This window comes from Affinundibacterium danionis (genome assembly GCF_042432465.1).
In the GTDB taxonomy this organism is placed as follows: Bacteria; Pseudomonadota; Gammaproteobacteria; order Burkholderiales; family Burkholderiaceae_D; genus Undibacterium; species Undibacterium danionis.
In genome coordinates, this window is record NZ_JBHLXJ010000002.1 from 251,234 (window position 1) to 278,000 (window position 26,767).

Sequence of the window (26,767 nt, forward strand, 5' to 3'; positions counted from 1 at the left end):
AAGAAAATGAGAAAAGAGGATCGGCTGAGCCTCTTTGCCGATTACTCATAATTTGAGTAATCGAATAGATGAGATTAATGAGATTAACGCTCGAGATACTGCAACTTATCTTTGACATCTTTCCACTCATCCGCGTCAGCGAGTGGCGCTGTTGTCTTCGTGATGGAAGGCCAACTGCGGATCAAATCGGCGTTGATCTTGATGAACTGCATTTGATCTTGTGGTACATCTTCTTCGGCGTAGATCGCATTGACTGGACATTCCGCGACGCAGACTGCGCAATCGATACATTCATCCGGATCAATTACGAGAAAATTAGGGCCTGCACGGAAGCAGTCCACTGGGCAAACATCAACGCAGTCGGTGTAACGGCAACGGATGCAGGATTCGGTCACAACGTGGGTCATAACAGGCCTATCAATAAAAAAATCGGGGGTGAAGCGCTACGAAAATTTCTATGTAGCCGCAAAGCCTTGTATTTTAAGGTAAATCGTTCCAACTCACAATTGTGGCTTAGATAAAATTGGCATAAGTAAATGTAATTTCTGGCAATTGCTAGCTTTCGATTGCTTCCATTTAGCTTTTGTTTCGTGATCACAGGTAAGTACAATCGACTGCCGTATAATCAGTTACATCCGCTTATATTCTGTCTTTTTACGATAAATCTCTATGAAATTATCTAAACCCAAACTATTAGTTGCGCGTGCCATGTTCCTTGATGAGTTAGCGTGCTTGAATGATTATTTTGAGCTTGAGCTAAATCAAGAAGATCACATTTTTTCTCCAGAGGAGCTGGAACAGCGCTTGCAGGGTAAATTGGGGATGATCTGTACCTCAAGCGCCAAAATTAATCAGGCATTACTAATGAAGTTGCCTGAATTAAAAATCATATCCACGATAGCCGTGGGTTACGATAATTTTGACCTGCAAGCATGCACCCAGTATCGGGTAATGGCGACCAATGCGCCTGATGTGTTGAATGAAACAACGGCAGATTTTGCCTGGGCTTTGATGATGGCTACGGCTCGACGAGTGAGCGAAGCTGAGCATTTTTTACGAGCCGGTGAATGGAAAAAATGGGGTGTAGATTTCTTTGTGGGAGCCGATATTCATGGGGCCTGTTTAGGGATTTTAGGCATGGGGCGTATCGGCCAAGCTATCGCACGCCGCGCTGCCGGTTTTGGAATGAAGGTGATTTATCATAATCGCAGTCGACTCAGCGCGGATCAGGAGTTGGCTGCGCATCATGCTCGTTATGTTGATAAAGAAACTTTATTGCGCGAATCTGATCACTTAATTTTAGCTTTGCCGTATTCGTCACACTCGCATCACAGTATCACCGCCGCAGAGTTGGCATTGATGAAGTCAAGTGCGACTTTGATCAATATTGCACGCGGAGGTATCGTGAATGATCTTGATTTAATTCAGGCTTTGCAAGCCAAGCGAATTGCAGGAGCAGGATTGGATGTATTTGAGAATGAGCCACGCTTTCATCCTGACTTTTTGGCCTTGAAAAATGTCGTGTTAACTCCGCACATTGCCAGTGCGTCTGAGCGAACCAGACGGGCGATGGTAAGACGTGCGATTGCTAATGTCATTGCTGTAGCTCGCGGCGAGACACCGCCAGATTTACTCAATCGTGATGTGCTTGAAATGTGAGGCAGTCCGGCCAGAATGAAACAGGCACTGAGCATTGATGTTCCGTGCCTGTTTATTTTTTGTTTATGCTCTTGCTAAGCGAGTTTTTAATAAGAACTCAATGAGTTCTTAGTGATTTTTCAATAACGGCAGTTTTTTGGAATTACGTTTGTTTCTCTCATTTGCTCGGAGCATCTAATCCTTCAGAGACTCGATCAAATCAATATATTCCTGCATTGCTGCGTCTTTTGAGGTGCCTTTCAATTCTGCCCAAGCATCAAATTTGGCGCGTGCAACGAAATCGGTCATGCCTGGACGATCGCCGCTGGCATCACCCGTACTTGCTTGCTTGAAAAGCGCATAAATCTTCAACAAAGTCATATTGTCAGGACGTTCCGGTAAATTTTTAGAATCCGCTTGCGCTTGATTAAATTGGTCGATGAGGCTCATAAAATCTCCTGATGTTGAAAAAGAGTGGAGTGGAAATGGTGGGAAGCTTTAAATCCGATTTTCCATATAATGAACTATGGATTGGCTTCTGCGTTCTAGCTTAGCAGCATTGTCGCAGGCTTCCTATAGAAGATTTCCTCAAACGGGTTAGCGACTTCCTACGCTACTAATCCATTTGGGATAAAAGGGCACTTGAAGGCAAGTTGGATCCTAGGAAAAACGCCAGATTTCTCTGGCGTTCATATGAAAAACTAGGCAACTTAAGTCAACGATAGCGTTGATGTTAGTGTATGGTTGGCTCGGCGCCGCAGCAGACTTTGTATTTTTTGCCGCTACCGCAAGGGCAGGGATCGTTTCTACCCACTTTGGGTGCGTCACGCTTCACCGTGCTTACACCGGATTTACGTAGTGGTGCCCAGAAACGGCGGATCTCTCCTATGGATGCTTCCAGTTTTAAAGCAAGTTGGTGGCATTTTTCTGGCGTATCGACTAGCTTAGTTTCTTCCTCTTTGATTTCTTCTGCGCCCAGTAGATAAATCGGTTCTAGTAAGGGAGCGATTGTTGGTGATTCCCATGCCGCTTCCCAAGCTTCTGCACGCAATTGCATACCTTCCCAAAAGCCCCAGGCCCAAGTTTCGCCATCAATCAATTCCTTACCGTTTTCTTCCATGACGCAAAATAAAGGCTCGAATTCTTGCGGTGCGACTTCGAAAGTAATTTGAATCTCGTTCATGAAGCGCGCGATCAAGTTAGTAATGCGCTGCATTTCTTTCGGATTTTTAAACTTCGGTTCACCTTGCTCAGGTAAGCCCCAAACTAAAGGGAGCCACTCTGTCATGGCAATGACTTCAGGGCCAAGTGCAATCGCGGTCAGATAGCCGTGCAAGGCATCCATGGTCATGCCGTCATCGCCGACGGCGTCAGACATTAAAAATTTATCGAGTTCGTTAAACTCTTTGTCGCTCAGGGGTTCATCCAGATGCATGATGCTTACTCGTTATAAAGTGGTTTTCAGACGTGATCGCTGTGTATTTTGTAATGCTCTACCAACAGCGATCTGAACAGCAGAAGTGTAGCGCTTTGTTTCTGGTTCGTGGTGAGAAAGCACGTACAATAAAGGGTATGAGCTCAAATATTCTAATTCCCCATGAAAACGGCGCTGAAAGTCAGTTTACGATTGACCAAGATTTTCAATCCAATCCTACAGATTTTTCAAATCTAAGTTCCGATTGCGTATTTGACGCTATGCATGCTCATGGTTTCCATTGTGATGGGCGACTATTAGCATTAAATAGCTATGAAAATCGCGTATATCAATTAGGGATGGATGATGCGCCGCCCTTAATTGTGAAATTTTACCGCCCGCTACGCTGGAGTGACACGCAGATCAGAGAAGAACACCAATTTGTTATGCAACTCGAATCGGCGGAAATACCTGTGGTACCCGCTGTGCTCGATTCGAATGGCGATAGTTTGCGTGAATTTTCGGGTTTCCGATTTGCCGTGTTTGCCCGGCAAGGCGGACGTGCGCCTGAATTGGATCGTGCTGGCACTTTGGAGTGGATAGGGCGTTTTTTAGGACGAATTCATGCAGTAGGGGCGCGCGCATCCTATGAGCATCGCCCGCAGATCAATTCCCAAACTTATGGTGACGCATCCTTGAATTATTTGTTGCAGAATGATTTTCTTCCTGCTGACATTGTGCATGCATATGAGACAACTGCGCGCAGTATGTTAGCGTCGGTCAATGACGCTTATCTGCGAGCTGGTGCCGTGCAAAGCTTGCGTCTGCATGGCGACTGTCACATGGGAAATGTATTGTGGACTGATGCTGGTGCACACCCAGGACCACATTTTGTTGATTTTGACGACAGTCGAATGGGACCAGCGATGCAGGATCTGTGGATGCTTTTGTCCGGCTCGCGTCAGGAAATGCAGGCCCAGTTATGCGATATTTTGATGGGATATGAAGATTTTTATCACTTCGATCCAGCAGAATTGCATTTGATTGAAGCCCTGCGCAGCTTGCGTTTATTGCATTATTCAGCATGGTTGGCGCAGCGTTGGACCGACCCTGCATTTAAGCACGCTTTTCCTTGGTTTAATACGCAGCGCTATTGGCAGGATAGGATTTTAGAAATGCGAGAACAAATAGCCTTAATGGACGAAGCGCCACTGCGCGTCTGAGGTATTGTTGGGGAGGCATTTAGGACCTATTTACTGACTCCCATCTAGCTTCCATCGTTTACAATGGCGTCATTCTGATTATTTTCTTTTATGTGATGACTATGACACAAGATGAATTGAAACTCGCGGTTGCGCAGGCTGCGATTGCTTATGTGGTCGAAGGTGAAATTGTTGGCGTTGGCACAGGCTCTACGGCTAATTTTTTTATCGACGAGCTTGCTAAGATTAAACACAAAATCAAAGGTGCGGTTGCCTCTTCAGAAGCGACAGCCAATCGCTTGCGGGCGCATGGTATTGCGGTATTTGATTTAAATGATGTTAGTTCTATGCCGGTTTATATTGACGGTGCCGATGAGATCACGGCCAACGGCGCTATGATCAAGGGTGGTGGCGCTGCTTTGACCCGTGAAAAAATCGTTGCGTCAGTAGCAAAATCTTTTGTCTGTATCGCAGATGGTTCTAAATTGGTGGATTTGCTCGGAGCATTTCCTTTGCCAGTGGAAGTTATTCCTATGGCACGTGAGTCCGTGATTCGCGCGTTGAATGCGATAGGCGGCGAGGCCCGTTTGCGTATGAAAGACGGCGCCGCCTTGTTGACGGATAACGGCAATATTATTGTTGATATACATGGTTTGCACATCGCTGATCCTGTCGCATTGGAAGCGCGGATTAATAATATCGTCGGCGTGGTGACGGTGGGATTATTTGCCGCACAAGGGGCGAATGTTTGTTTGCTTGGTACTGCGGATGGTGTAAAGACTTTGCAGTTTTAAATTGGGTCGTAATTTAGGGTAGGCGAGGAGTAAGAAGATGGATGAAGTACAAATTAAGGATGACGAAGTCATCGCGCAAACCAAGCTGTGGTTGGAAAAAGCCGTCATAGGCTTAAATCTCTGTCCGTTTGCGAAAGGCGTACATATTAAAGATCAGATTCGTTATTTCGTCAGCCATGCAACGACGCCGGAAGCCCTGATCAAGGATTTGATGGCTGAATTAGAAGTGCTGGCGGAGGTCAATCCAGAAAAAATTGATACCACCTTATTGATACATCCATTCGTGATGCAAGATTTTCTCGACTATAACGATTTTCTAGAAGTCGCCGATGCAACTTTGGAAGAGTTGGATTTAGACGGCATCTTGCAAGTGGCCAGTTTTCATCCTCAATATCAGTTTGAAGATGCCGCGCCAGATGACATCGATAATTATACGAATCGCTCGCCATTTCCAACGCTGCACTTGCTGCGCGAGGACAGCATAGATAAAGCGGTCGAAGCTTTTCCTGAAGCAGAGCAGATTTACGAGAAGAATATGCAAACTTTGCGCGCATTGGGTCATGAAGCTTGGAAGAAGCTTTTTATTTAATCTTGATATTGGGCGGGATAAGAAGTCGCTAGCGATGGCTTTTTATGCCGGTATCGGTTTAATTAGTAGGTAAATAAGCCTGTCAATAAATATGTTGACAGGCTTATTTTTTGCAGGGTGCCGTATCGAATCTAGAATTTTTCCGTTGAGAGGGGCTAGGTTCAGCGATTCTTTCCTTATATTCATATTTGTTTTGGTTATGTGTGAATTTCTTTTTTTGACGTAAATGCGTGAAGAATTGAGGTAGTAGTCTAGATAAATTGGGTATTGAATCTTCCTTGTTGTGATATTTTTTTATTGTTTTATGGGGCTAAATTCTTCTATTTATACGTCATTGTCTGACTACTGTCATTAAGTCTTGCTCATGCATTTATCTGAATGCTTTGCTGCGTCTATTTCTCTTGCTCATTCCATCCGACTTTTCTTACAAAACAATTGCCAGTTTTCATCGGTTTTTCTAAGCATTTCCTTTGTTTTTACTTTCTCTCGATTTGATGCGCTTAAAAAACAGGCATGTGCGCCTTGTTATTTTGCAGAGCAACATGTAAAGTCATGCGTTCTTTTTCTCGCTCTACTCCCTTTTCGTCACTCTTTTTGAAATGTTATGGCTTTAATTGTCCACAAATATGGCGGTACTTCGATGGGGTCTACGGATCGCATCAAGAACGTCGCTAAACGCGTCGCCAAATGGCATGATGCAGGTTATCAAATCGTAGTTGTGCCGTCTGCTATGTCAGGCGAAACGAATCGAATTCTTGGTTTGGCTAAAGAAATTATGGCTGATCCAGATCCGCGCGAACTTGATATGATTGCCTCAACCGGTGAGCAAGTGTCAGTTGGTTTACTCGCGATCGCTTTGCAAGCATTAGGTAAAAAAGCAGTTTCTTACGCTGGTTGGCAAGTGCCGATTAAGACCGATTCCTCCTACACGAAGGCGCGCATAGCGTCAATTGACGATGCAAAAGTGAATGCTGATCTGGCCGAGGGCAAGATTGTCATTATTACGGGATTTCAAGGCGTTGATGAGCTGGGCAATATTACGACGCTTGGCCGTGGAGGTTCAGATACCTCAGCAGTCGCTATTGCGGCTGCCTTGAAGGCGCAGGAGTGTTTGATTTATACCGACGTTGACGGCGTGTATACGACCGATCCACGTGTGGTCTCCGACGCTCGTAAATTAAATACCGTGACGTTTGAAGAAATGTTGGAAATGGCGTCATTGGGATCTAAAGTTTTGCAGATTCGTTCTGTAGAGTTTGCAGGTAATTACCGCATGCCGACTCGCGTTTTGTCATCATTGACTGACCCATTAATGCCTTTAGCCGAAGAAATCGTCTCCGGCACCCTGATTTCGTTTGAGGAAGATACAAATATGGAACAAGCCACAATTACTGGCATCGCTTTTAATCGTGATGAAGCAAAACTCACTGTGTTTGGCGTACCAGATAAGCCAGGTATCGCTTATCAAATTCTCGGTCCTATCGCCGATGCCAATATTGAAGTCGACATGATTATTCAAAATCAATCGGTCGAGGGTAAAACCGATTTCACATTCACTGTGCCGCGCGGCGATTACAACAAAGCGATGGATGTTTTGAATGAAAGTGTGAAGGCGCATATCGGTGCAGGTAATATCATTGGCGACTCTAAAGTATCCAAAGTATCTGTGGTCGGCGTTGGTATGCGTAGTCATGTTGGTATTGCCTCGCAAATGTTCCGCACTTTGTCCGATGAAGGTATTAACATCCAGATGATTTCTACGTCAGAAATTAAAATCTCAGTTTTGATTGACGAGAAGTATATGGAGTTGGCAGTACGTGCTTTGCACAAAGCATTTGGTTTGGAAGCCGCGTAATACGTTTTCATGTGAGATTTTCATGGCGGGTAGTTGACCAAAGATGAACTACCCGCTATGATCACGGTCTCGCTTGTAATGCCTTGCTTAAGTAGGGCGTTGTGAGAGTGTGGAGACGTGGCCGAGTGGCCGAAGGCACTTCCCTGCTAAGGAAGCATCTGGGGTAACCTGGATCGTGAGTTCGAATCTCACCGTCTCCGCCAGCAATGCTGAAAAAGCCCTTGAAATTCAAGGGCTTTTTCTTTTTGTGCTTCGCTCGGTATGCCATTTGGTTTGATAGTGGTAATTAGCGACATTCGCTTGGCTTTTGATTTGTGTAGCGAGCAACATTCCTTCCCGTGTGGTACGAAGCTTTCCCCGTATCGGCAGTTTTACCTTTGGCCACAATGTCAAAACGCGTACTTCAGCGATCAAATAACCAGTTCGCTCGATATTTTCCTCGATTGTGTGAAATTCTTCCAACCTAAAAAATAGCTTTAGACTACTGCCAGTGTTTATCCGCTTGCGCCAATTTACGTAAAAAACGTTCATTATGAGGCTTAGCGTTCGAGATGGAGTTTCGCAATTGCTGAGATAGTACTTTTAACCAATATATCGACAAAACTCCTAGAATTTGAAATGGAAGCGTTTTATTTAAGCGCAATTAGGTGCAACTCAAGGAAAGCCCGGATTGCAGCCGCCAAAATGCATGAGATGCGCGGAGTTTGAGGTATGCTTCTCGCCATCGACGAAGAATGTATAAAGCACACTATGCAAGATAAATCTAAAGCGACAATTGCGATTAATGGCTCTGTTTGGATGACGGTGGATGGGGAGAATTTTGGTGGAAAGGGTCGTATCGAGTTATTGGCTCGAATCGCTGAGTCGGGGTCAATTACACAGGCGGCGAAAGCCATTAAAATGAGCTATAAGGCTGCTTGGGATGCGATTGATAGTATGAATAATCTAGCAGGAGAACCTCTGGTTGAGCGGCTGATTGGTGGGAAAGGGGGCGGGGGTACACGCTTAACGAAACGCGGTCAGCAACTTGTCGATAACTTTATTATTATCGATAAAGAACATCGCGATTTCATCGCGCAATTGGGGCGACATGCCAAAGGTATTGCCGATGACTTCTTATTGATTAAGAGAATGAATATGAAAACCAGTGTCCGCAATCAATATCGAGGCATCATTACTCAGCTTAAAATCGGCGCGGTGAATGATGAAATAGAGGTGCAAATTGCAGGCGATCAAAAATTAATTGCCATCATCACGCATGAGAGTACAGAGGAACTGGGCTTACGAATTGGCTCAGAAGTATTTGCCTTGGTCAAAGCTTCTTCTATTGTCGTTATGAGCGGCGTTAGTTCTGACGTAAAGCTCTCTGCTCGCAATCAATTCACAGGACAAATCTCACGTATACAAGTGGGTGCGGTAAATAGCGAGATTGTGATTGAGATGAATGATCATACCTCGCTGGCTGCAACGATCACTAATGAAAGCTGTGATACCTTGGAACTAGCGGTGGGGCAAATTGCCACAGGTATTTTTAAAGCCTCTAGTGTTATTCTTGGTGTTCCTGCTTAATTAATAATATCAATTAGTCATATTGCTGAAGCATATTGATTTTTCGCATCGATTTCATGACGCGCTAGCTGTGCTGCGTCTAATGGACTAGCCTTAATTGGTTTGTAGGAGACGATCCATTTTGGTTAGTATGCGTTGAGTAAGGTGCTGTTTGTCAAAAAAATAATGCCCGCTGATGACAATTAGTCGGGCATATTTCCTTTCACCGTGTTTCAAATTTCATTAAATCGGCTTTCATAAAATTTATTTATGGCGTAGGCTGTCTTTTTTCAGTTAAACACTCTTGAATTTCGTTTGACCTTCGTCTATTGTGCAATGCACCAATAATAACAAGGAATGCAATTGGCTCACGAACACACTAAAAGCAGTTTGTCGGCATTGACTTTAGCTGCAATCGGTATCGTTTATGGTGATATCGGTACGAGTCCTCTTTACACGATGCAAGAGGTTTTTGATCATAAACATGGTCTTGCGTTAAACCCAGAAAATATACTTGGTATCGTCTCTCTCATCCTTTGGGGGTTGATTTTTATTGTTTCATTGAAGTATGTGACCTTGGTCTTGCGAGCGAATAATCGCGGCGAGGGCGGGATTATGGCACTGGCTGCGTTGACCTTGGAGTCAGTTGGTAAGAATTCCAAATTGTATTTTCCTTTGGTGATTTTAGGCGTGGTTGGCGCCTCTCTGTTCTATGGCGATGGCGTCGTTACCCCGGCGATGACAGTGTTATCGGCTATCGAGGGGATTAAAGTTGCGACACCCGCGCTGAAACCATTTGTGGTGCCTATTACTTTAATCATTTTGATTGGACTTTATGCAGTTCAGTCTCGTGGCACGGCGACCATAGGTAAATTATTCGGCCCTATCATGGTCTTGTGGTTTGCAGTCTTGGCTGCTATGGGTTTGTACAATATTTTGCGTGTCCCCGATATTTTGGCGGCATTTAATCCTATGCATGCCTTGGAATTTTTATACTATCACCGATGGGCGGCATTTATTGCTTTGGGCGCTGTGGTTTTGGCATTCACTGGCTCTGAAGCTTTGTATGCTGATATGGGACATTTTGGAGCGAAACCGATTCGTACAGCCTGGTTTTTTATCGTGTTTCCAGCGCTAGGATTAAATTATCTAGGGCAGGGCGCCTTGCTTATGATTGATCCTACTGCGGTTGAAAATCCCTTTTTCAATCAGTTGGGTGATTGGAGTATCTATCCTTTGGTCGTGCTGTCGACTATGGCCGCTGTGATTGCATCTCAAGCGACTATTTCTGGCGCGTTTTCCATGACGAAACAGGCTATTTCGCTAGGATTTTTGCCTCGCATGAAAATTATTCATACCTCGTCCAAAGAGATTGGGCAGATATATATTCCGGTAGTGAATTGGTTGCAACTCGCGGCGGTCGTCGGCGCTGTCGTGGGTTTTGGCTCTGCTTCTAACTTGGCGTCAGCTTATGGTATCGCCAATACTGGGACGATGTTGGTCACTTCGATCTTGACCTTTTTCGTGATACGTTTTGGTTGGAAATACAATCTGGCATTGTGTATCGCCTCGACTTCCTTCTTCTTCTTGATTGATATCTCGCTGTTCTCTTCAAATGCTTTGAAATTCTTCAGCGGTGGTTGGTTCCCGATTGCCTTGGGTTTTGGTATTTGCGTGGTCATGTTGACATGGCGCCGTGGTAGATCTTTGGTGTTTGATAATTTGAAAAAGCACGCGATTCCATTGGAGGAGTTTTTGGAGTCTTTGTTTGTTTCACCACCTGTGCGTGTTGAAGGTACCGCCGTTTTCTTGCGTGGCGAGGCCGATGGTGTGCCGCATGCCTTATTACATAATCTTTCGCACAATAAAATATTGCATGAGCGCGTCATTTTCATCACTTTGCATAATCGTGAAATTCCTTGGGTACCGTTTTCTGATCGCATTAAAGTGACTGATTTACGAAATAATTGCTTTCAGATTGATGTCTATTATGGTTTTAAAAATGAACCGGATATCCCGAATGCTTTGGAATTGTGCGCGCCTTTCGGTCTGACTTTTGAACCGCTAGAGACATCTTATTTTATTTCGCGTCAAACGATTATTTCTAGTCCTGGTAGTGGTATGGCAAGTTGGCGTGAGGGGCTCTTTGTAACCATGTCACGCAACGCGCGCGACGCTGCCGATTACTATCAGATTCCGAGTAATCGTGTGATTGAGGTTGGTGCTCAAGTTGAAATATAGCTGTGACAAGCCCGTTTGTCGTTATGAAACTTTGCAATAGAGCTGCAATAGGGCTTATCAATTAAAAATAGCTGTGCTATAATCTTGTTTTTCGCGGCTGTAGCTCAGCTGGATAGAGTACTTGGCTACGAACCAAGGGGTCGTGGGTTCGATTCCTGCCAGCCGCACCAGATTCAAGGGACTAGATGCAAATCTAGTCCCTTTTTTCATTTTGTATGTTGTACTTAGGGTGTTTCCGAGTTTTGGGCTATATTCTCGGATTTTTTGCGTAAAATAGTAGGGCGATTAATAATCCTCGTAATTCCTAGCGCAGAAGACTTCATATTTGGAATACAGTCTGCTATAATTCTTTTCTTCGCGGCTGTAGCTCAGCTGGATAGAGTACTTGGCTACGAACCAAGGGGTCGTGGGTTCGATTCCTGCCAGCCGCACCAGATTTAAGGGACTAGATGCAAATCTAGTCCCTTTTTTCATTTTGCTTTTCGATTTATTTATTTTCTTGCTTGTTCGTTTGCGTGCTTAGGTGGTGAGTCGTTGATTTTATTCCGACTAGGGACGTTTAGTTGTAGCAAACTTATTGAAAGCGCTCGGGAATTAAATTTTTAGTCCGATTTGTTCAAGAGTAAGTGACGTAGGCTCCAGTTGGTATCGACCGGGTAATCGCTACTTTGGATGGAGGGAATAATTTTTTCTAAGCCTGATTCATTTAGTTGTTGCTCGAAAGCTTGCAGCAAGCGAATAACCAAGTTGCTATCTGGTAGCATGGTTCCGAAGAATAAAACTTTTTCCTCGTATTGAATCAAAATAGTCGGAAAATTTTCGATGTCGATTTCTTCAACTAAATTGGCATGATCTTCGATATCTATCCACGCAAAGCATTTATCTGAATGCGATAGACGCAGTTGATCGAAGCCCGCGCGGTATGATTGACATGTGTCGCACCAAGCGGCGCACAGGCAGGCGACTAACCACGGTTTGGTCTGCAGTTGATTCTTAATTGCTGTTAAATCGTCAGTGGAGTAGGTCGGTGTAAGCATGACATATTTTACCCTATGCGATATGAATTGAAAAAGCATTGCTTAAGCGGTGATGAAAACTTGAATAGTCGCTAGAGAAAGCGCGTTCGACAAGGTAAAATGAAAGCATGACTATTATATTGGCAATTGAAACTTCTACTGAACTCGCTTCAGTCTCTCTTAGTTCCGGTGAGCGGATTATTAGCCGCGATTTAACTGGTGTGCAAACACATTCACATGGCTTGCTGCCTGCTTTGCAGACATTGCTTTTAGAAGCTGAGCTGCAGTTGGGGCAAGTAAATGCTATAGCTTTTGGTTGTGGTCCAGGGGCATTTACCGGAACGCGCACTGCCTGTGGCGTTGTGCAGGGGCTGGCATTTGGTTTGGATGTGCCGGTGATTTCTGTCGTTAGTCTTGCTAACATGGCCGAGGCTGCTAATACGAACTCCGGATGGGAGGACATGTTATGTTTGCTTGATGCGCGCATGGATGAGGTTTATTGGGCGCATTATCGCGGCCAAAAAGGTCAATGGCTCGAGGTGCTTGCACCTAGTTTGAGCACGCTAGATGTGGCTTTAGCCTACGCGCACGCGAATAGTTTGCCATTAGTACTGGGAAATGGATTGGACGTCCCGACCACTGATGCTAATTTTATGATTACCAATGCGATGCCGCATGCCTCTTTCGCGATTCCTATTGCAATGCACGCATTTGAGCGTGGCTTGCTGTTGAATGCTGCTGACGCACAACCTTTATATCTAAGAAATAAAATCGCACAAACTACGGCTGAGCGACAATTACAGCGCGGAGTTTAGTCTTGCAAAATTTATCTCAATCTTCATCCGATGCAAAAAATGTCTATTGCTGCTCATTAGGAAGCACTGATCTCGAAGAGATTTTAAAAATAGAGAACGAGGTTTATACACATCCTTGGACCCGGGGCAATTTTCTCGATTCTTTCGCTGAGCCTTACGAGGCAATCGGCTTGAGGTCAAATAACGGTACGCTAGTCGCTTATTTTCTTTTGATGCCCATTCTCGATGAATTGCATTTGTTAACCTTTGCAGTTCATCCTCAATATCAAGGCCAGGGCTACGCGCGGCTTTTGCTAGAGGAAATGAGGCGCTTGGCAAAGTCCAAGAATTATTTGTCTATTATGTTAGAAGTACGCATCAGTAATCTGCGAGCTCGACATATTTATCAGCAGTTTGGTTTCGTTGAAATTGGAAGACGCAAGGGCTACTATCCTGTCGATCAATTGACTCGTGAAGATGCGATTGTGATGCGCATTGCGACATCGGATAGCGCGAATCTTGGGTAAATTGAAGATAGCAGGCAAATTTTATGAATGATATGCGCGATTACTATCTGAAAAATCTCGGTATAGGTGAAATTTGGCAATTGCGCCAATCGGATCTGCCCGCATCACTTGCTTTAACTGAATTGGTGGCGGGTGAAGTCGAGGCTGATGCCGATACTATGCCAAGTGTTGAGAAGGCGCTTGTTATGCCGGTCGCTGCCGCAGCTGCGCAGCCGTCAACGATAATTCCAAGTCAGTCAGATGAAAATAGCGAGTCGCCTGTTGATTGGCAGGTTTTGCACAAGACTTTGCAACAATGTCAGGCATGTTCGCTCTGTGCAAAATTCGGCAAAGGAATGCTGGGTTCTGGTGATACTTCAGCCACCGTTATGGTTATTACGGATTGGTCGGCAGCCGATGGCTCTGCGCAACTTGATCCCATTTTGCAGCAATCAGAAAAATTGCTATCGAGTATCTTAGCTGCATTGTCATTGGGCGACAAAACAAAACCGTCGTCTCGAACACTGGCGGTTTATCGTACCTCACTATTGAAGGCGAAAATTTCTGACTCATCTCAAATTACTTCGGATGTTGCAAGCGCTGATGCTGTGAGTTCTTGTCAGGCTTTCCTACATCAAGAAATTCATCAGGTAAAACCCAAAGTTTTGCTGGTATTTGGAGAAAGCTTGGCGCGGCGCTTGTTGGACGTCGATGTGGATAGCAAAATGAATATGCGGCAAGCGCAACATCAGTATCAAGAAATTCCGGTTATTGTGACTCATGATCCCCACTTCTTACTAAAACATCCGCAAGCGAAATATGAAGTTTGGCAAGATCTGTGTAGGCTAAGACAGCTGTAATGCTCTTGATGTTCTTGAGTTTTTGGTTCTTTTGGGAATGTTGACGTCAAGTGATCTTTAAAAGAAATGGGCTATGGATACCTACCAAAATAGTTTTCACCAAGAATGGTCTGAGCTAAGCGATCCGCATGTAAGAGCTTTAGCTTGGTTGCTGACTTCACCTGATGTATTAGACAAAAATGCGCCTATCTGGTGGCAGCAGATTGGTAGCTTGAACATTCCTGATCGTGAGAAATTAAGAATCTGGTTGCATGATTTAGATGCACATCCAACGCCTTTGCATGAGGCACTAAAAATACATAAATTTTTGCGTCTTGGGCATTACGCTGAAAATCTCTTGGCGTTTTATTTTAGGCATGAAGGTCTGCTATACGCACATGGTTTGCAAGTTCACAGCGAAAAATCGGATACGATTGGTGAATTCGACTATCTCTTGTTTGCTCAGGGGGGGCTATTGCACCTAGAGCTGGCGACCAAGTTTTATCTATTTCATCGTGCTGCTGACGTGTCTCGTCCTATGACGGTTTTTAATTATTTGGGCCCGAATTTGAATGACAGTCTGGGTGCGAAGATGCAAAAAATTTTGCAACAGCAGTTAAGTTTATCTCAGCACGAAGCCGCTAAAAAACTGGTGCAATCTAAAATTATCGTAGCAAAGGCATTAATCAAAGGCTGGTTGTTTTATCACACGGCTGATCGCAATTTGGCGTTTGTGGGAGGCATTGCTAGTAATCATTGTTTGGGTTTTTGGTGGACTTTGGACGAGTTTGAGCACTTAGCCGTTCCTTATGCCTTAAGGTTGGAGCGTTTGCAATGGTTGGCGCCAGCACAGGCGTCGCCTGATGAAGTGATGGAAAAATCGATGATACTCGATGCGTTACATCGACATTTTCAAGTTGATAGCACGCCTGTTATGGTGGCGATCATGAAGAGAAATGGTCACTTGATGCAAGAATTTTGTCGCGGTATGGTGGTGTCAAATGACTGGCCTGCACGTGCGACGTTGGTGCTGCCAACTTAGTTACTTAGCTGCTTGATTCTTTCTTGTTTTATTCGTGTTTTTGTTCACCGATCAAAGCCACTGAATCAAATATTTTCTGATTGGCTTTGTGTTTTAGCATGACTGCATACATGGTCGAAGCGACAAATAGGCCGAAGATCACGATAATAATACTGGTGTGCAGTTGCAGCGAAACCATAAAGCTATAGATCGCTAATACCACCAATATCGATAAATTTTCATTGAAATTTTGTACTGCAATAGAGTGTCCTGCACTCATTAGAACATGGCCTCGATGTTGTAGTAAGGCGTTCATCGGCACTACGAAAAATCCTGCTAAGCCGCCAATAAATATCAGTAAGGGATAGGCCAGCCAAACTGATTTTACAAAAATCATCGACGTTACAACTAGACCCATGGCTATGCCAAGTGGCATGACCGAAAGTGATTTTTTCAGGGGAACAATACGTGCTGCGAATAAGGCACCAAGTGCAATTCCTAAAGCAAAGACGCCTTGCAATTCCGTGCCCTTGTTGAGAGGCATATTTAAGTTGACTTTTGCCCATTCCAAAACGAGTAACTGTAAAGTTGCTCCAGCGCCCCAGAATAAAGTGGTTACAGAAAGTGAGATTTGACCTAGTTTATCTTTCCACAGTCTTACTGAGCAATGAGCAAAATCGCGCAGTAAACAGATTGGATTTGACTCTTGCTTGTGATATTTAGCTCCGGTGTCGGGGATGTAACGATTGAATATGGCAGCAACGACATAGCAGCCGGTGATAACGCACAGTGCCGATTCATTGATACTGTCGACGCCTAAATCAATCAGAGGAAAATCAAATGAAAGTAATACCGCAGAGATGTTTGGATCGATTAGCTTACCACCGAGCAGAACGCCAAGAATGATAGAGCTGATGGTGAGTCCTTCTATCCAGCCATTCGCCGCGACCAATTTTTCGGGCGGTAGTAATTCGGTCAGGATGCCATATTTAGCTGGCGAATAGGCCGCTGCACCGAAGCCAACTACGCCGTAGGCAATGACAGGGTGCACATCAAAAAACATCAGCGCACAGCCGCCAACTTTGATCAAGTTGGTGATGAACATGACTTTGCCTTTGGGGCGAGAGTCAGCAAATGCACCAACAAAGGCAGCTAGCAGCACGTAGGATAGCGCGAAGCTCCATTTAAGTAATGGAGTCATCCAAGCTGGTTCGTGCATAGAGACTAAAAGTGCCATCGCTGCAATTAGCAGCGCGTTATCAGCAAGCGAAGAAAAAAACTGCGCTGCCATAATTGTGTAAAAACCGCGTTTCATTCGATCCGTGCACCTTTGTCTAGTCACATGCCTGATATGCTTTATCTGGCAGGCAAGCTTTATACCATGAAATATCACATGAAACATCGAATAATTCTTTGAAATAGCGCAAGCATCGATGGGAATACTGAGTAAAATATCAGTATTCTTCTTGTTCTTAACAACACTTTGTATCGCTCGTGCACATTGGCACGTATTGAGAACGCATTAAGCACACCTTAAGTACGCAATTACACGCATTTAAACGCAATATGGCTAAACAAAAAACTAATTACACTTGTACCGAATGTGGCGGCGTGCAAAGTAAATGGGCGGGACAATGTCCGGCTTGCCAGCAATGGAATACTTTGGTCGAAACCTTGGTTGAAGAAGCTGGGAATCGATTTTCAACAAACAAATATCAGGGCATAGCGCAGACTGCACCGATATTAAATTTAGCGGAAATTGATGCGCAAGATATTCCTCGTTTTGGAACTGGGATTGAGGAGTTTGATCGGGTTTTGGGAGGTGGTTTGGTTCCTGGTGGCGTGGTGTTGATTGGTGGTGATCCGGGGATAGGCAAATCGACGCTGTTATTACAAGCCTTATCGAATCTCAATAAGATTAAAAAAGTACTCTATGTCAGTGGCGAGGAATCTGGTGCACAAATTGCCCTGCGCGCTAAGCGTTTATTGGTAGAAGCGAGTGGCTTATCCTTGCAAGCCGAAATTCAATTAGAAAAAATTCTCAATACGCTGGCTGAGCATAAGCCACAAGTGGTGGTGATTGACTCGATACAAACGCTTTATTCTGATGTTTTGACTTCAGCGCCGGGATCGGTCGCACAAGTAAGAGAATGCGCAGCTCAACTGACTCGTGTCGCTAAAACCATGAACATCACCATGATTTTGGTTGGTCATGTGACCAAGGAGGGCGCTTTGGCGGGGCCACGCGTGCTGGAACATATTGTGGATACGGTGTTGTATTTTGAGGGAGATACCCATTCTAGTTTTCGCCTCGTTCGTGCGATTAAAAATCGGTTTGGTGCGGTGAATGAGTTAGGCGTATTCGCGATGACAGAACGTGGTTTGAAAGGTGTTTCAAATCCATCGGCGTTATTTTTATCGCAGCATGATACGCAAGTACCCGGTTCCTGCGTCATGGTGACGCAAGAAGGTACTCGTCCTTTGCTAGTTGAAATTCAGGCTCTAGTTGATACCTCACACGCTCCCAATGCCAAACGCTTGTCGGTCGGCTTGGAACAAAATCGTCTAGCCATGTTATTGGCGGTTTTGCATAGACATGCCGGTGTCGCCGCATTTGATCAGGATGTTTTTATTAATGCAGTCGGAGGCGTCAAGATTACTGAGCCTGCCGCTGATCTGGCGGTTCTATTGGCGATCAATTCGTCTATGCGTAATAAGCCACTGCCACGTGGTTTGGTGGTGTTTGGTGAGGTTGGCTTGGCTGGCGAAATTCGACCTGCGCCGCGTGGTCAAGAGCGTTTGCGTGAAGCTGCCAAGTTGGGGTTTTCGGTGGCGATGATACCTAAATCAAATGCGCCTAAACAAAAAATCGAAGGTTTGCAAATTATTGCTGTTGATCGTATTGACGAGGCGCTGAATAAGATTCGTGATGTGGATGGTTTGGTCGATTGAGGTCATTAGGTTACGCCCCCAAAGATAGATAAATGGGGGCGACCTCAATCGGATACTTAAATTTATTTTTTTGCCGGCTTTATTTTTTGCTTGGGAGATAAAACGGTGGCCAATGCTTTTGGCATGGTATCTGGATAATCGCGACTAAAATGTAAGCCACGACTTTCGCGTCGAGATAGGGCACTGTTGACGATTAATGAGGCGACTTCAACCAGATTGCGTAGCTCTAATAAATTGTTAGAGATACGAAAATTCGCATAGTATTCATCGATTTCTTCTTTCAGTAATTTAATCCTATGCTTGGCGCGTTCTAGACGTTTGGTGGTGCGCACGATGCCGACATAATTCCACATAAAACGACGTAATTCATCCCAGTTGTTAGCGATCACGACTTCTTCGTCAGCATCTGAAACGCGGCTTTCATCCCACGCTGGCAAGTCGGGAATTTCTATTAGGGTTTGAGCTGCTATATGCTGCGCTGCGGCTTTGCCGACGACTAAGCACTCCAGTAAGGAGTTGCTAGCGAGACGATTGGCGCCATGCAAGCCTGTGTAAGCGGTTTCACCCACCGCATATAAGCCTGGAATATCGGTTCTGCCTAAGGTGTCAGTGACCACACCACCACAGGTAAAGTGAACAGCGGGCACTACAGGAATTGCTTGTTTAGTGATGTCTATACCCAGTTCTAAGCAGCGGGCGTAAATAGTGGGGAAGTGCTCTTTTAAAAATTCTGGTGGTTGATGGCTAATGTCGAGCTCTACATAATCGAGGCCGCGTTTTTTCATTTCGAAGTCAATCGCTCTCGCTACCACGTCGCGTGGAGCCAGTTCAGCTCGCTCATCATGCGACAACATAAAGCGTGTGCCAGCTGCTGCACCGGCTTCAGGTGGCAGTTTTAAAATGCCACCTTCACCGCGAACTGCTTCGGTAATTAAAAAAGATTTGGCGTATGGATGATACAGGCAGGTTGGATGAAATTGCATGAATTCCATGTTCGCTACTCGGCAGCCTGCGCGCCATGCCATCGCGATGCCATCGCCTGTCGCGGTATCTGGATTGGTCGTATACAAATATACTTTACCTGCTCCGCCTGTTGCCATGACCGTGTGTTGCGCGCTAACAGTGTGCACGGTACCTGACTTTACATCTTGCACATAAAGACCTAAGCAACGAGGTGTGGCAGAGGTATCGCCTACCTTGCTTGAGGTAATAACGTCAATCGCGTAATGATGTTCAAATAAACTGATGTTAGGATGCTTGCGCACTAGCTGCTCTAAAGTAACTTGAACTGCATGGCCAGTTGCATCGGCTGCATGAATGATGCGACGTTGGCTGTGCCCGCCTTCGCGAGTTAGATGAAATCCTAATTCTGCATGCTGATCTTTAGTGAAGGGAACGCCTTGCTCGATCAACCAGTCTATCGCGGCTCGGCCTTGCTCAATGATAGTACGAGTAGCACTTTCGTCGCATAATCCAGCGCCCGCAACAATGGTGTCGGCAATATGTTGTTCATGACTGTCATGTGAATCAAGCACAGCCGCAATGCCACCTTGCGCCCAATTGCTTGCACCGTCTAAAAGGGTTCGTTTCGAGATGACGGCAACTTTATGTGTTTGCGCTAAATGTAAAGCTACCGATAATCCTGCCAAACCACTTCCAACAATGGCTACATCAAATTTCATCATGAGTATCAACCGTCTATGTTTTGCTAAAAAAAGGGCTTAACTATATGCGATTTTTTTAAACTCATGTTTGCTCTAGCTGAAAATTCTACTTTTGTCGCGTGATTATATTTGCAGTTTTGTTGCGTAGTTCTAGGGATTAAGTTTTGTTGCTGAGAGTTTTTCTTCAGATTTAAAGCGACTTACCGAAGATTTTTCGTGCGAAAGATAGGCTGGGTGCGTGATGCATTCGAATTTTTTTTTGTTTTTTTTATGCATGCGGTCCAAAAAAACATCCAAAGCGCTTGACACAATACTGATCGCCTTGATCTAATACCGGATGCAAATTTTCGCCAGACCGTAGAGCTTGCACAGTCTTGGGTTTGAGCCAAAAATATCATCGTAGTGTTAATTTTTTGTGAGGGGACCATAAGTGAATAAAACTGAATTGATCGACCATATCGCTAAATCTGCCGATTTGTCTAAAGCTGCTTCAGCACGTGCATTGGATGCTGTGATCGCGGCTGTTAAAACAACTTTGAAAAAGAACGGCACAGTAACGCTCGTTGGTTTTGGTACTTTTTCTGTCGGTAAGCGTGCTGCACGTACTGGTCGCAATCCACGTACCGGTGAAGCAATCAAGATTAAGTCAGCGAAGGTTCCTAAATTTAAGCCTGGCAAAGCTTTGAAAGATGCGGTAAACTAATGCACTTCGCGATTTAGTTATTAAAGATAAGTAAGTCGCATTGTTGTTGATAGATGGGGCGCTTAGCTCAGTTGGTAGAGCGGAGCCCTTACAAGGCTTAGGTCGGGAGTTCGAGCCTCTCAGCGCCCACCAGATATCAGCAATAGCAGGAAATTGGAGTGGTAGTTCAGTTGGTTAGAATACCGGCCTGTCACGCCGGGGGTCGCGGGTTCGAGCCCCGTCCGCTCCGCCAACATCTAAAAGGCGAACATATGTTCGCCTTTTTTTATATTTTTCTTGGTAATTTTTTCGAATTGATCGGTGAACCATGTTTGAGTATATTCGTACCCATAAACGCATCATGCAAGGCGTGCTCTTGGTGATTATTTTCCCATCGTTTGCGCTGTTTGGTGTTGATAGTTTCATGCGTTCGCGTGATGCGAATACGGCGGTAGCGACGGTCGCAGGTCAATCTATCAGTCAGCAAGAATTTGATCAGGCTATGCGCAGCCAATTGGACCGTTTGAAGCAGGCTTATGGACCGGAATTTGATGCACAGATGCTCAATACGCCAGAAGCACGTCAAGGCATTTTGGATGACTTGATTGCACGTAAGGCAATGAGCGCAGAGACGGTTAAAAACAAATTGACTGTTACAGATCAGTCTTTGCAACAAAATATTCTTGAAACACCAGGCTTAAAAAAGCCAGACAATACTTTTGATACCGATCGCTATAAGAGCTTATTGGCAATGCAAGGCATGACGCCGGCGATGTATGAAGCAAATTTGCGGCAAGATTTGGCATTGCAGCAGTTGCTTAATTCAGTACAGAATTCTGCGATCAATTCAAAAACGGTGGCGGAACGTATTGCACTGATTTCTGAGCAAGAGCGCGAAGTCCAAGCTTTGAGTTTCAAAGCAAAAGATTATGTAGCGGATGTCAAAATTACAGATGATATTTTGCGTGCTTACTACAATAAAAATGCAGCGCAATTTGAGATTCCTGAATTGGTTAATGCGGAATATGTTGTGTTAAGCAACGAGGCTTTGGCTGAGCAAATCACCGTAGCTGACGCTGACGTCCTTGCCCATTACGAACAGAATAAAAAGAACTACACAACAGATGAGCAACGTCGTGCTAGTCATATTTTGCTGAATTTGAAAAAAGACGCAAGTGCCGATGAAACTAAGGCAGTAAAAGAGAAAGCAGCAGCTTTGTTGGCGCAAGTGCGTAAGAGCCCAGATCAATTTGCTAAATTGGCGAAAGAAAATTCTCAGGATTTGGGTTCGGCAGAGCGTGGTGGTGATCTTGATTACTTCTCTCGTGGTGCGATGGTAAAAGCGTTTGACGATGTTGCCTTTAAATTGAAACAAGGCGAAATCAGTGATTTGGTACAAAGTGAATTTGGTATTCACATTATTCAATTGACTGCGGTTAAACCTGCAGCCATTAAGCCTTTGGAAGAAGTAAAAGCGCAATTGGTGGCAGATATTAAAAAACAAAAAGCAGCTAAGGCCTATGCTGAAGCGTCCGAAGCTTTTACGAATATGGCGTACGAACAGCCAGATAGTTTGAAGCCTATCGCAGAAAAATTGAAATTGAAAATTGAGCAGGTAAGCAATCTGCAACGTCAAAGTATGCCGGGTGCTCCTGCGACGATGATTGCTAATAATCCTAAATTTTTGAAGGCAATTTTTTCCGATGATTCTTTAAAGAAAAAACACAATACGGAAGCCGTTGAAATTGCACCGAATACTTTGGTCGCAGGACGTGTAGTTGAATACAAGCCAGCGGTTAAGCGTCCTTTTGAAGAAGTGAAAGCGGTCATTCAGGGGAAAATCGAGCAAACAGAATCTTTAGCTTTGGCGAAGAAGGCAGGCGAGGCAAAATTGCAAGCTTTGAAAGCGGCCGATAATGCCAATGGTTTTGCCGAAACTAAAACGGTGTCTCGTTTGAAAAAGCCAGAGTTGAGCAATGAGGCTTTCTTGGCGGTTGTAAAGGCAGACGTGCAAAAATTACCTGCTTACGTGGGGGTTGAAGTTGCAGGGCAGGGCTACGAGGTCTATCGCATTTCTAAAGTAAGCCAAGGTACGCCTGATCCTGTTCGTCGCTTGTCCGAAGCTAAGCAAGTTGAAAATGCGGTTGCACAGCAAGAGGTATTTAGCTACGTTGAGGCGTTGAAACAAAATGCCAAAGTAACGATTAATCGTGCCGCTTTGGCATCAAAATCAAATTCGAACGCGGCGCAATAATTGATGTAATTGAGTTTGAGAATAAGCATATCGCGTCATTAATGTTATCGATAGCTTGGCTAACTTATTTTAAGCAGCTTATTTTAGGTAATTGATGTGGTGATTGATTTGAAAAAGACAGCCTTCGGGCTGTCTTTTTTTTTGCTCGAATTCTCGATATTTGTGGGTTTTTTTGCGATATTTTAGAGAAATTCTTTATTCAGCTAAAAGTTGCTTTGCAATACAGGTTATATTTGATTTGTATCAATGTAGCTCTGTGGAACGATTGTTATCCTGCATCTGTATTTTTTAACCGAGTGAGATCATGACTATAAACAATGAAAACACCTACAACTATCGAGTTGTTCGCCAATTTTCTGTCATGGCAGTAGTGTGGGGCGTGGTTGGTATGCTAGTGGGCGTACTGATTGCAACTCAACTTGCCTGGCCAGAATTTTTATCCGGAATTTCTTGGTTGAGCTATGGGCGATTGCGTCCCTTGCATACCAATGCAGTGATTTTTGCCTTTGGTGGCTGTGCTCTGTTTGCGACTTCGTTTTATGTCGTGCAGCGTACTTGTAACGTACGTCTATTTGGTGGCCCGTTGATCGAATTTGTATTCTGGGGCTGGCAATTAGTGATTGTTGCTGCAGTGGTTAGTTTGCCTTTAGGTTATACCCAAGGTAAGGAATATGCAGAATTGGAATGGCCAATTGATATTCTGATCGCCTTGGTATGGGTCTCTTACGCAGTGGTGTTTTTCGGCACTATCGTTAAGCGTAAGGTCGAGCATATCTACGTAGCGAACTGGTTCTACGGTGCATTCATTGTTGCGGTAGCCGTTCTGCATATCGTTAATAGTGCGGCGATGCCAGTCTCTTTCATGAAATCTTATTCTGCCTATTCTGGTGTGCAAGATGCGATGGTGCAATGGTGGTACGGCCATAATGCGGTGGGTTTCTTCCTGACTGCGGGTTTCCTCGGCATGATGTATTACTTCGTACCGAAACAAATTGGTCGCCCAGTGTATTCCTATCGCTTGTCTATCGTTCACTTTTGGGCCTTGATTTTTACTTATATGTGGGCGGGTCCGCATCACTTGCATTACACCGCTTTGCCAGATTGGGCGCAATCGATTGGTATGTTGTTCTCCTTGATTTTGTTGGCGCCATCATGGGGTGGTATGGTCAACGGTATTATGACTTTGTCCGGCGCTTGGAGTAAGTTGCGTTCTGATCCTATCTTGCGTTTCTTAATTGTTTCCTTGTCCTTCTACGGCATGTCGACTTTCGAAGGTCCTATGATGGCGATCAAAACAGTGAACGCATTATCGCATTACACTGACTGGACGGTTGGTCACGTGCATTCAGGTGCTTTGGGTTGGGTCGGTTTTATTTCTATTGGTAGCTTGTATTACCTCGTTCCACGTTTGTTCGGTCAAACTCAAATGTATAGCAAACGCTTGATTGAAATGCATTTCTGGATTGCGACAATCGGTATCGTTCTGTATATCGCGGCGATGTGGATTGCTGGTGTGATGCAAGGTTTGATGTGGCGCGCAGTGAACGAAGATGGCACTTTGACTTACACCTTCGTTGAGTCTGTAAAAGCAACTTATCCTTACTATGTGATTCGTTTGGCAGGCGGTATTTTGTATCTGAGCGGTATGTTGTTGATGGTCTATAACGTCGCAAAAACGATGATGTTGGCCAAACCTGCAAACAATGCGATTCCTGCGTTGCCAGCAGCACATGCAACTCATACAGCCCACGCTTAACCTCGACACTATCAGGAGAATCTAAATGCGTAAATTTACTCATGATTTGATCGAGCGCAATATCGGTCTTATGTTGGTACTGGTTATTTTGACGATCAGTATTGGTGGTATGGTTGAAATCGTACCTTTATTCTTTCAAAAATCGACTACCTCTGCGGTGCAGGGTATGAAACCTTATTCCGCCTTGCAATTGGCGGGGCGTGATATCTATTTGCGTGAAGGCTGCTATGGTTGCCATTCCCAAATGATCCGTCCTTTCCGCGCCGAGACTGAACGTTATGGTCATTACTCTGTGGCAGGTGAGTCTGTTTATGATCATCCGTTCCAATGGGGTAGTAAGCGTACTGGTCCAGATTTGGCGCGTGTTGGTGGTCGTTATAGTGACACTTGGCACAAAGACCATTTGACCGATCCACGTTCTGTTGTGCCTGAATCCAATATGCCAGCCTATCCATGGTTGTTAAAGGCAACTGTAGACGGCGCTGGAATGGCACCAAGAATGAAGGCAATGCAAACTTTGGGCGTTCCATATACGGCCGAAGAAATTGCGAAGGCATCTGAAGAAGTAACTGGCAAAACCGAGATGGAAGCCTTGATTGCTTACTTGCAGGTCTTGGGTACTTCGATCAAAAACAAAAACTAGGATGACTAGAACTTTTTAGGAGAGTTGACGATGAATTTTACGATCTTAAGCAGTGTGATGACCGTGATCAGTATGATCGCTTTCATAGGCATCCTGTACTGGGCTTTCAGTTCTAAGAATAAAGCCCGTTTTGAAGAATTGGCACAATTGCCACAAGATAATGAGAATGGAAAATAGCCATGGCAGATTTTTTTAGCGAATGGTGGAGCACCGCAATTGCCGTGTTAACAGGCATTAGTATTCTTGCGTGTGGACTCTTATTATGGTCTCAATCCAAAGTCAAAGTGAAAATCGGTACCGATGGGAAACCATTGCCAGCCGAAACCACTGGTCACGTTTGGGATGAGTCTTTGATGGAACAAAACAATCCTTTGCCAAAATGGTGGATGTGGTTGTTTTATCTGACGATTATTTATAGCGTTGGATACTTGATTGTTTATCCAGGTATGGGCTCTTACAAAGGCACATTTGGTTGGACACAAGAGGGCGCTTATCAGAAGGAAATGAAAGACGGTGAAGCGCAGTACGGCCCTTTGTTTAACAAGTATCTGAATACCGATGTGAAACAAGTTGCACTCGATCCACAAGCCCGCGAAATCGGTCAACGTTTATTCTTGAATAGCTGCGCCCAATGCCACGGCTCGGATGCCCAAGGCGGCAAAGGTTATCCAAATTTAACCGATAGCGATTGGTTATATGGTGGTGCACCAGAAGTGATCAAGACCACGATACAAGAAGGTCGTCATGGGCAAATGCCACCTATGGGGGCTGCGTTAGGTGGTGACGATGATGTTAAAAATGTCGCCAACTATGTAATGAGTTTGTCGGGTTCTGCACATGATCCTATCAAAGCTGCGCTTGGTAAAGGTAAGTTTGGTGTTTGTGCTGCCTGTCACGGTGCTGATGGCAAAGGTAACCAAGCCATTGGCTCACCAAACCTGACAGATAAAGTTTGGTTGTATGGTGGTGGTATCGATAATATTGTCGAGACCATTAATAAAGGTCGCGGCAATCAAATGCCAGCTCATAAAACCATATTGACTGATGCTAAGATTCATTTATTGACCGCCTACGTCTGGGGACTGTCAAATTCTGGATCTGCGGTGTCGGCAGCTGATGCCAATGCACTCAAACAAATCGCTAGTGCCTCCGCGGTCGCTAGTGCGGAAGTCACCGCTGAGGGCAAGTAAGCAATACGCTAGGGTAAATCCTAGCAAACGATAGTAAGTTATAGTACGTAACTGTAGTACGTCGCTATAGTATGTAGTCGTTAGTTATAGATAGTTGAAAATAGTGTGACCTGCTTGCAGTGATAAGCAAAAACGCCTATTAACAGGCAAGCAGGAAACCAACGAAGGT

24 protein-coding genes and 5 tRNA genes are annotated in these 26,767 nt (G+C 44.7%); 23 read left to right on the plus strand and 6 right to left on the minus strand.

The features are described 5' to 3' along the window. Positions 1-83 precede the first annotated feature (83 nt). On the minus strand, positions 84-407 hold the full coding sequence (fdxA, locus tag ACFFJH_RS01140) for a ferredoxin FdxA (RefSeq protein WP_390209455.1): 324 nt from the start codon (positions 405-407) through the stop codon (positions 84-86). Positions 408-669: 262 nt separating this feature from the next. On the opposite strand from fdxA, the gene ACFFJH_RS01145 reads away from it, so the two are divergent. Beyond that, a complete protein-coding gene (locus ACFFJH_RS01145) occupies positions 670-1,659 on the plus strand; it encodes a 2-hydroxyacid dehydrogenase (protein ID WP_390209456.1) in 990 nt (329 codons plus the stop codon). Positions 1,660-1,833: 174 nt separating this feature from the next. Here the strand turns inward: ACFFJH_RS01145 and ACFFJH_RS01150 are convergent, their stop codons facing one another. Then, entirely contained in the window at positions 1,834-2,088 is a 255-nt protein-coding gene (locus ACFFJH_RS01150; RefSeq protein WP_390209457.1) for an acyl-CoA-binding protein, read from the minus strand. A gap of 283 nt (positions 2,089-2,371) precedes the next feature. Then, entirely contained in the window at positions 2,372-3,073 is a 702-nt protein-coding gene (locus ACFFJH_RS01155; protein ID WP_390209458.1) for a UPF0149 family protein, read from the minus strand. Positions 3,074-3,210: 137 nt separating this feature from the next. Between ACFFJH_RS01155 and ACFFJH_RS01160 the strand changes: the two genes are divergently transcribed. The 9 genes from ACFFJH_RS01160 to ACFFJH_RS01200 all read left to right on the plus strand — a co-directional run bounded on the left by ACFFJH_RS01160 (position 3,211) and on the right by ACFFJH_RS01200 (position 11,715). Beyond that, positions 3,211-4,275: a serine/threonine protein kinase gene (locus tag ACFFJH_RS01160; RefSeq protein ID WP_390209460.1), complete on the plus strand. Its 1,065-nt coding sequence runs from the start codon at positions 3,211-3,213 to the stop codon at positions 4,273-4,275. A 101-nt stretch (positions 4,276-4,376) separates the two neighbouring features. Further along, a complete protein-coding gene (gene rpiA, locus ACFFJH_RS01165; protein ID WP_390209461.1) occupies positions 4,377-5,048 on the plus strand; it encodes a ribose-5-phosphate isomerase RpiA in 672 nt (223 codons plus the stop codon). A gap of 37 nt (positions 5,049-5,085) precedes the next feature. Beyond that, the gene (locus ACFFJH_RS01170) at positions 5,086-5,637 is read left to right on the plus strand and encodes a DUF1415 domain-containing protein (protein ID WP_390209462.1); all 552 of its coding nucleotides are present in this window, start codon (positions 5,086-5,088) and stop codon (positions 5,635-5,637) included. Between the two features lie 604 nt (positions 5,638-6,241). Further along, a complete protein-coding gene (locus tag ACFFJH_RS01175) occupies positions 6,242-7,492 on the plus strand; it encodes an aspartate kinase (RefSeq protein WP_390209463.1) in 1,251 nt (416 codons plus the stop codon). 111 nt (positions 7,493-7,603) lie between these two features. Continuing rightward, positions 7,604-7,695, plus strand: a tRNA-Ser gene (locus ACFFJH_RS01180). A gap of 508 nt (positions 7,696-8,203) precedes the next feature. After that, positions 8,204-9,061 carry a TOBE domain-containing protein gene (locus ACFFJH_RS01185; RefSeq protein ID WP_390209464.1) on the plus strand — a complete coding sequence of 286 codons (858 nt, stop codon included), beginning with the start codon at positions 8,204-8,206 and terminating at the stop codon, positions 9,059-9,061. A gap of 336 nt (positions 9,062-9,397) precedes the next feature. Next, entirely contained in the window at positions 9,398-11,281 is a 1,884-nt protein-coding gene (locus tag ACFFJH_RS01190; protein WP_390209465.1) for a potassium transporter Kup, read from the plus strand. 93 nt (positions 11,282-11,374) lie between these two features. Continuing rightward, a tRNA-Arg gene (locus ACFFJH_RS01195) sits at positions 11,375-11,451 on the plus strand. Positions 11,452-11,638: 187 nt separating this feature from the next. Further along, positions 11,639-11,715: transfer RNA gene (locus tag ACFFJH_RS01200), tRNA-Arg, on the plus strand. Positions 11,716-11,883: 168 nt separating this feature from the next. On the opposite strand, the gene ACFFJH_RS01205 is transcribed toward ACFFJH_RS01200, so the two are convergent. After that, positions 11,884-12,318: a thioredoxin family protein gene (locus tag ACFFJH_RS01205; RefSeq protein ID WP_390209466.1), complete on the minus strand. Its 435-nt coding sequence runs from the start codon at positions 12,316-12,318 to the stop codon at positions 11,884-11,886. A gap of 107 nt (positions 12,319-12,425) precedes the next feature. On the opposite strand from ACFFJH_RS01205, the gene tsaB reads away from it, so the two are divergent. The 4 genes from tsaB (at position 12,426) to ACFFJH_RS01225 (ending at position 15,478) form a co-directional block, all read left to right on the plus strand. Continuing rightward, complete coding sequence (gene tsaB / locus ACFFJH_RS01210; protein WP_390209467.1) at positions 12,426-13,112, plus strand: tRNA (adenosine(37)-N6)-threonylcarbamoyltransferase complex dimerization subunit type 1 TsaB; 687 nt, start codon at positions 12,426-12,428, stop codon at positions 13,110-13,112. A gap of 2 nt (positions 13,113-13,114) precedes the next feature. Beyond that, a complete protein-coding gene (rimI, locus tag ACFFJH_RS01215; protein ID WP_390209468.1) occupies positions 13,115-13,618 on the plus strand; it encodes a ribosomal protein S18-alanine N-acetyltransferase in 504 nt (167 codons plus the stop codon). 23 nt (positions 13,619-13,641) lie between these two features. Continuing rightward, complete coding sequence (locus tag ACFFJH_RS01220) at positions 13,642-14,457, plus strand: uracil-DNA glycosylase family protein (protein WP_390209469.1); 816 nt, start codon at positions 13,642-13,644, stop codon at positions 14,455-14,457. A 73-nt stretch (positions 14,458-14,530) separates the two neighbouring features. Beyond that, complete coding sequence (locus ACFFJH_RS01225; protein WP_390209470.1) at positions 14,531-15,478, plus strand: DUF1853 family protein; 948 nt, start codon at positions 14,531-14,533, stop codon at positions 15,476-15,478. Positions 15,479-15,506: 28 nt separating this feature from the next. On the opposite strand, the gene lplT is transcribed toward ACFFJH_RS01225, so the two are convergent. Next, positions 15,507-16,772: a lysophospholipid transporter LplT gene (gene lplT / locus ACFFJH_RS01230; RefSeq protein ID WP_390209471.1), complete on the minus strand. Its 1,266-nt coding sequence runs from the start codon at positions 16,770-16,772 to the stop codon at positions 15,507-15,509. A gap of 251 nt (positions 16,773-17,023) precedes the next feature. On the opposite strand from lplT, the gene radA reads away from it, so the two are divergent. Then, positions 17,024-18,409 (plus strand): DNA repair protein RadA, encoded by a 1,386-nt coding sequence (radA, locus tag ACFFJH_RS01235; protein WP_390209472.1) that lies wholly within the window; start codon positions 17,024-17,026, stop codon positions 18,407-18,409. A 62-nt stretch (positions 18,410-18,471) separates the two neighbouring features. On the opposite strand, the gene nadB is transcribed toward radA, so the two are convergent. Then, positions 18,472-20,091, minus strand: coding sequence for an L-aspartate oxidase (gene nadB / locus ACFFJH_RS01240; RefSeq protein WP_390209877.1), 1,620 nt, complete (start codon positions 20,089-20,091; stop codon positions 18,472-18,474). 412 nt (positions 20,092-20,503) lie between these two features. Here nadB and ACFFJH_RS01245 point away from each other — a divergent pair, with 412 nt between their 5' ends. The 8 genes from ACFFJH_RS01245 to ccoP all read left to right on the plus strand — a co-directional run bounded on the left by ACFFJH_RS01245 (position 20,504) and on the right by ccoP (position 26,598). Then, the gene (locus tag ACFFJH_RS01245) at positions 20,504-20,776 is read left to right on the plus strand and encodes an HU family DNA-binding protein (RefSeq protein WP_212673987.1); all 273 of its coding nucleotides are present in this window, start codon (positions 20,504-20,506) and stop codon (positions 20,774-20,776) included. A 56-nt stretch (positions 20,777-20,832) separates the two neighbouring features. Then, a tRNA-Val gene (locus ACFFJH_RS01250) sits at positions 20,833-20,908 on the plus strand. A gap of 23 nt (positions 20,909-20,931) precedes the next feature. Beyond that, positions 20,932-21,008 (plus strand) — tRNA-Asp (locus ACFFJH_RS01255). A 75-nt stretch (positions 21,009-21,083) separates the two neighbouring features. Then, on the plus strand, positions 21,084-23,009 hold the full coding sequence (locus tag ACFFJH_RS01260; RefSeq protein ID WP_390209473.1) for a SurA N-terminal domain-containing protein: 1,926 nt from the start codon (positions 21,084-21,086) through the stop codon (positions 23,007-23,009). Between the two features lie 304 nt (positions 23,010-23,313). After that, the gene (ccoN, locus tag ACFFJH_RS01265) at positions 23,314-24,765 is read left to right on the plus strand and encodes a cytochrome-c oxidase, cbb3-type subunit I (RefSeq protein ID WP_390209475.1); all 1,452 of its coding nucleotides are present in this window, start codon (positions 23,314-23,316) and stop codon (positions 24,763-24,765) included. 25 nt (positions 24,766-24,790) lie between these two features. Continuing rightward, positions 24,791-25,408, plus strand: a complete 618-nt coding sequence (gene ccoO, locus ACFFJH_RS01270) for a cytochrome-c oxidase, cbb3-type subunit II (protein ID WP_390209476.1) — start codon at positions 24,791-24,793, stop codon at positions 25,406-25,408. Positions 25,409-25,438: 30 nt separating this feature from the next. Continuing rightward, positions 25,439-25,585, plus strand: coding sequence for a cbb3-type cytochrome oxidase subunit 3 (locus ACFFJH_RS01275; RefSeq protein ID WP_186942912.1), 147 nt, complete (start codon positions 25,439-25,441; stop codon positions 25,583-25,585). A gap of 2 nt (positions 25,586-25,587) precedes the next feature. Then, on the plus strand, positions 25,588-26,598 hold the full coding sequence (gene ccoP / locus ACFFJH_RS01280) for a cytochrome-c oxidase, cbb3-type subunit III (RefSeq protein ID WP_390209477.1): 1,011 nt from the start codon (positions 25,588-25,590) through the stop codon (positions 26,596-26,598). The last annotated feature ends 169 nt before the right edge of the window (positions 26,599-26,767 follow it).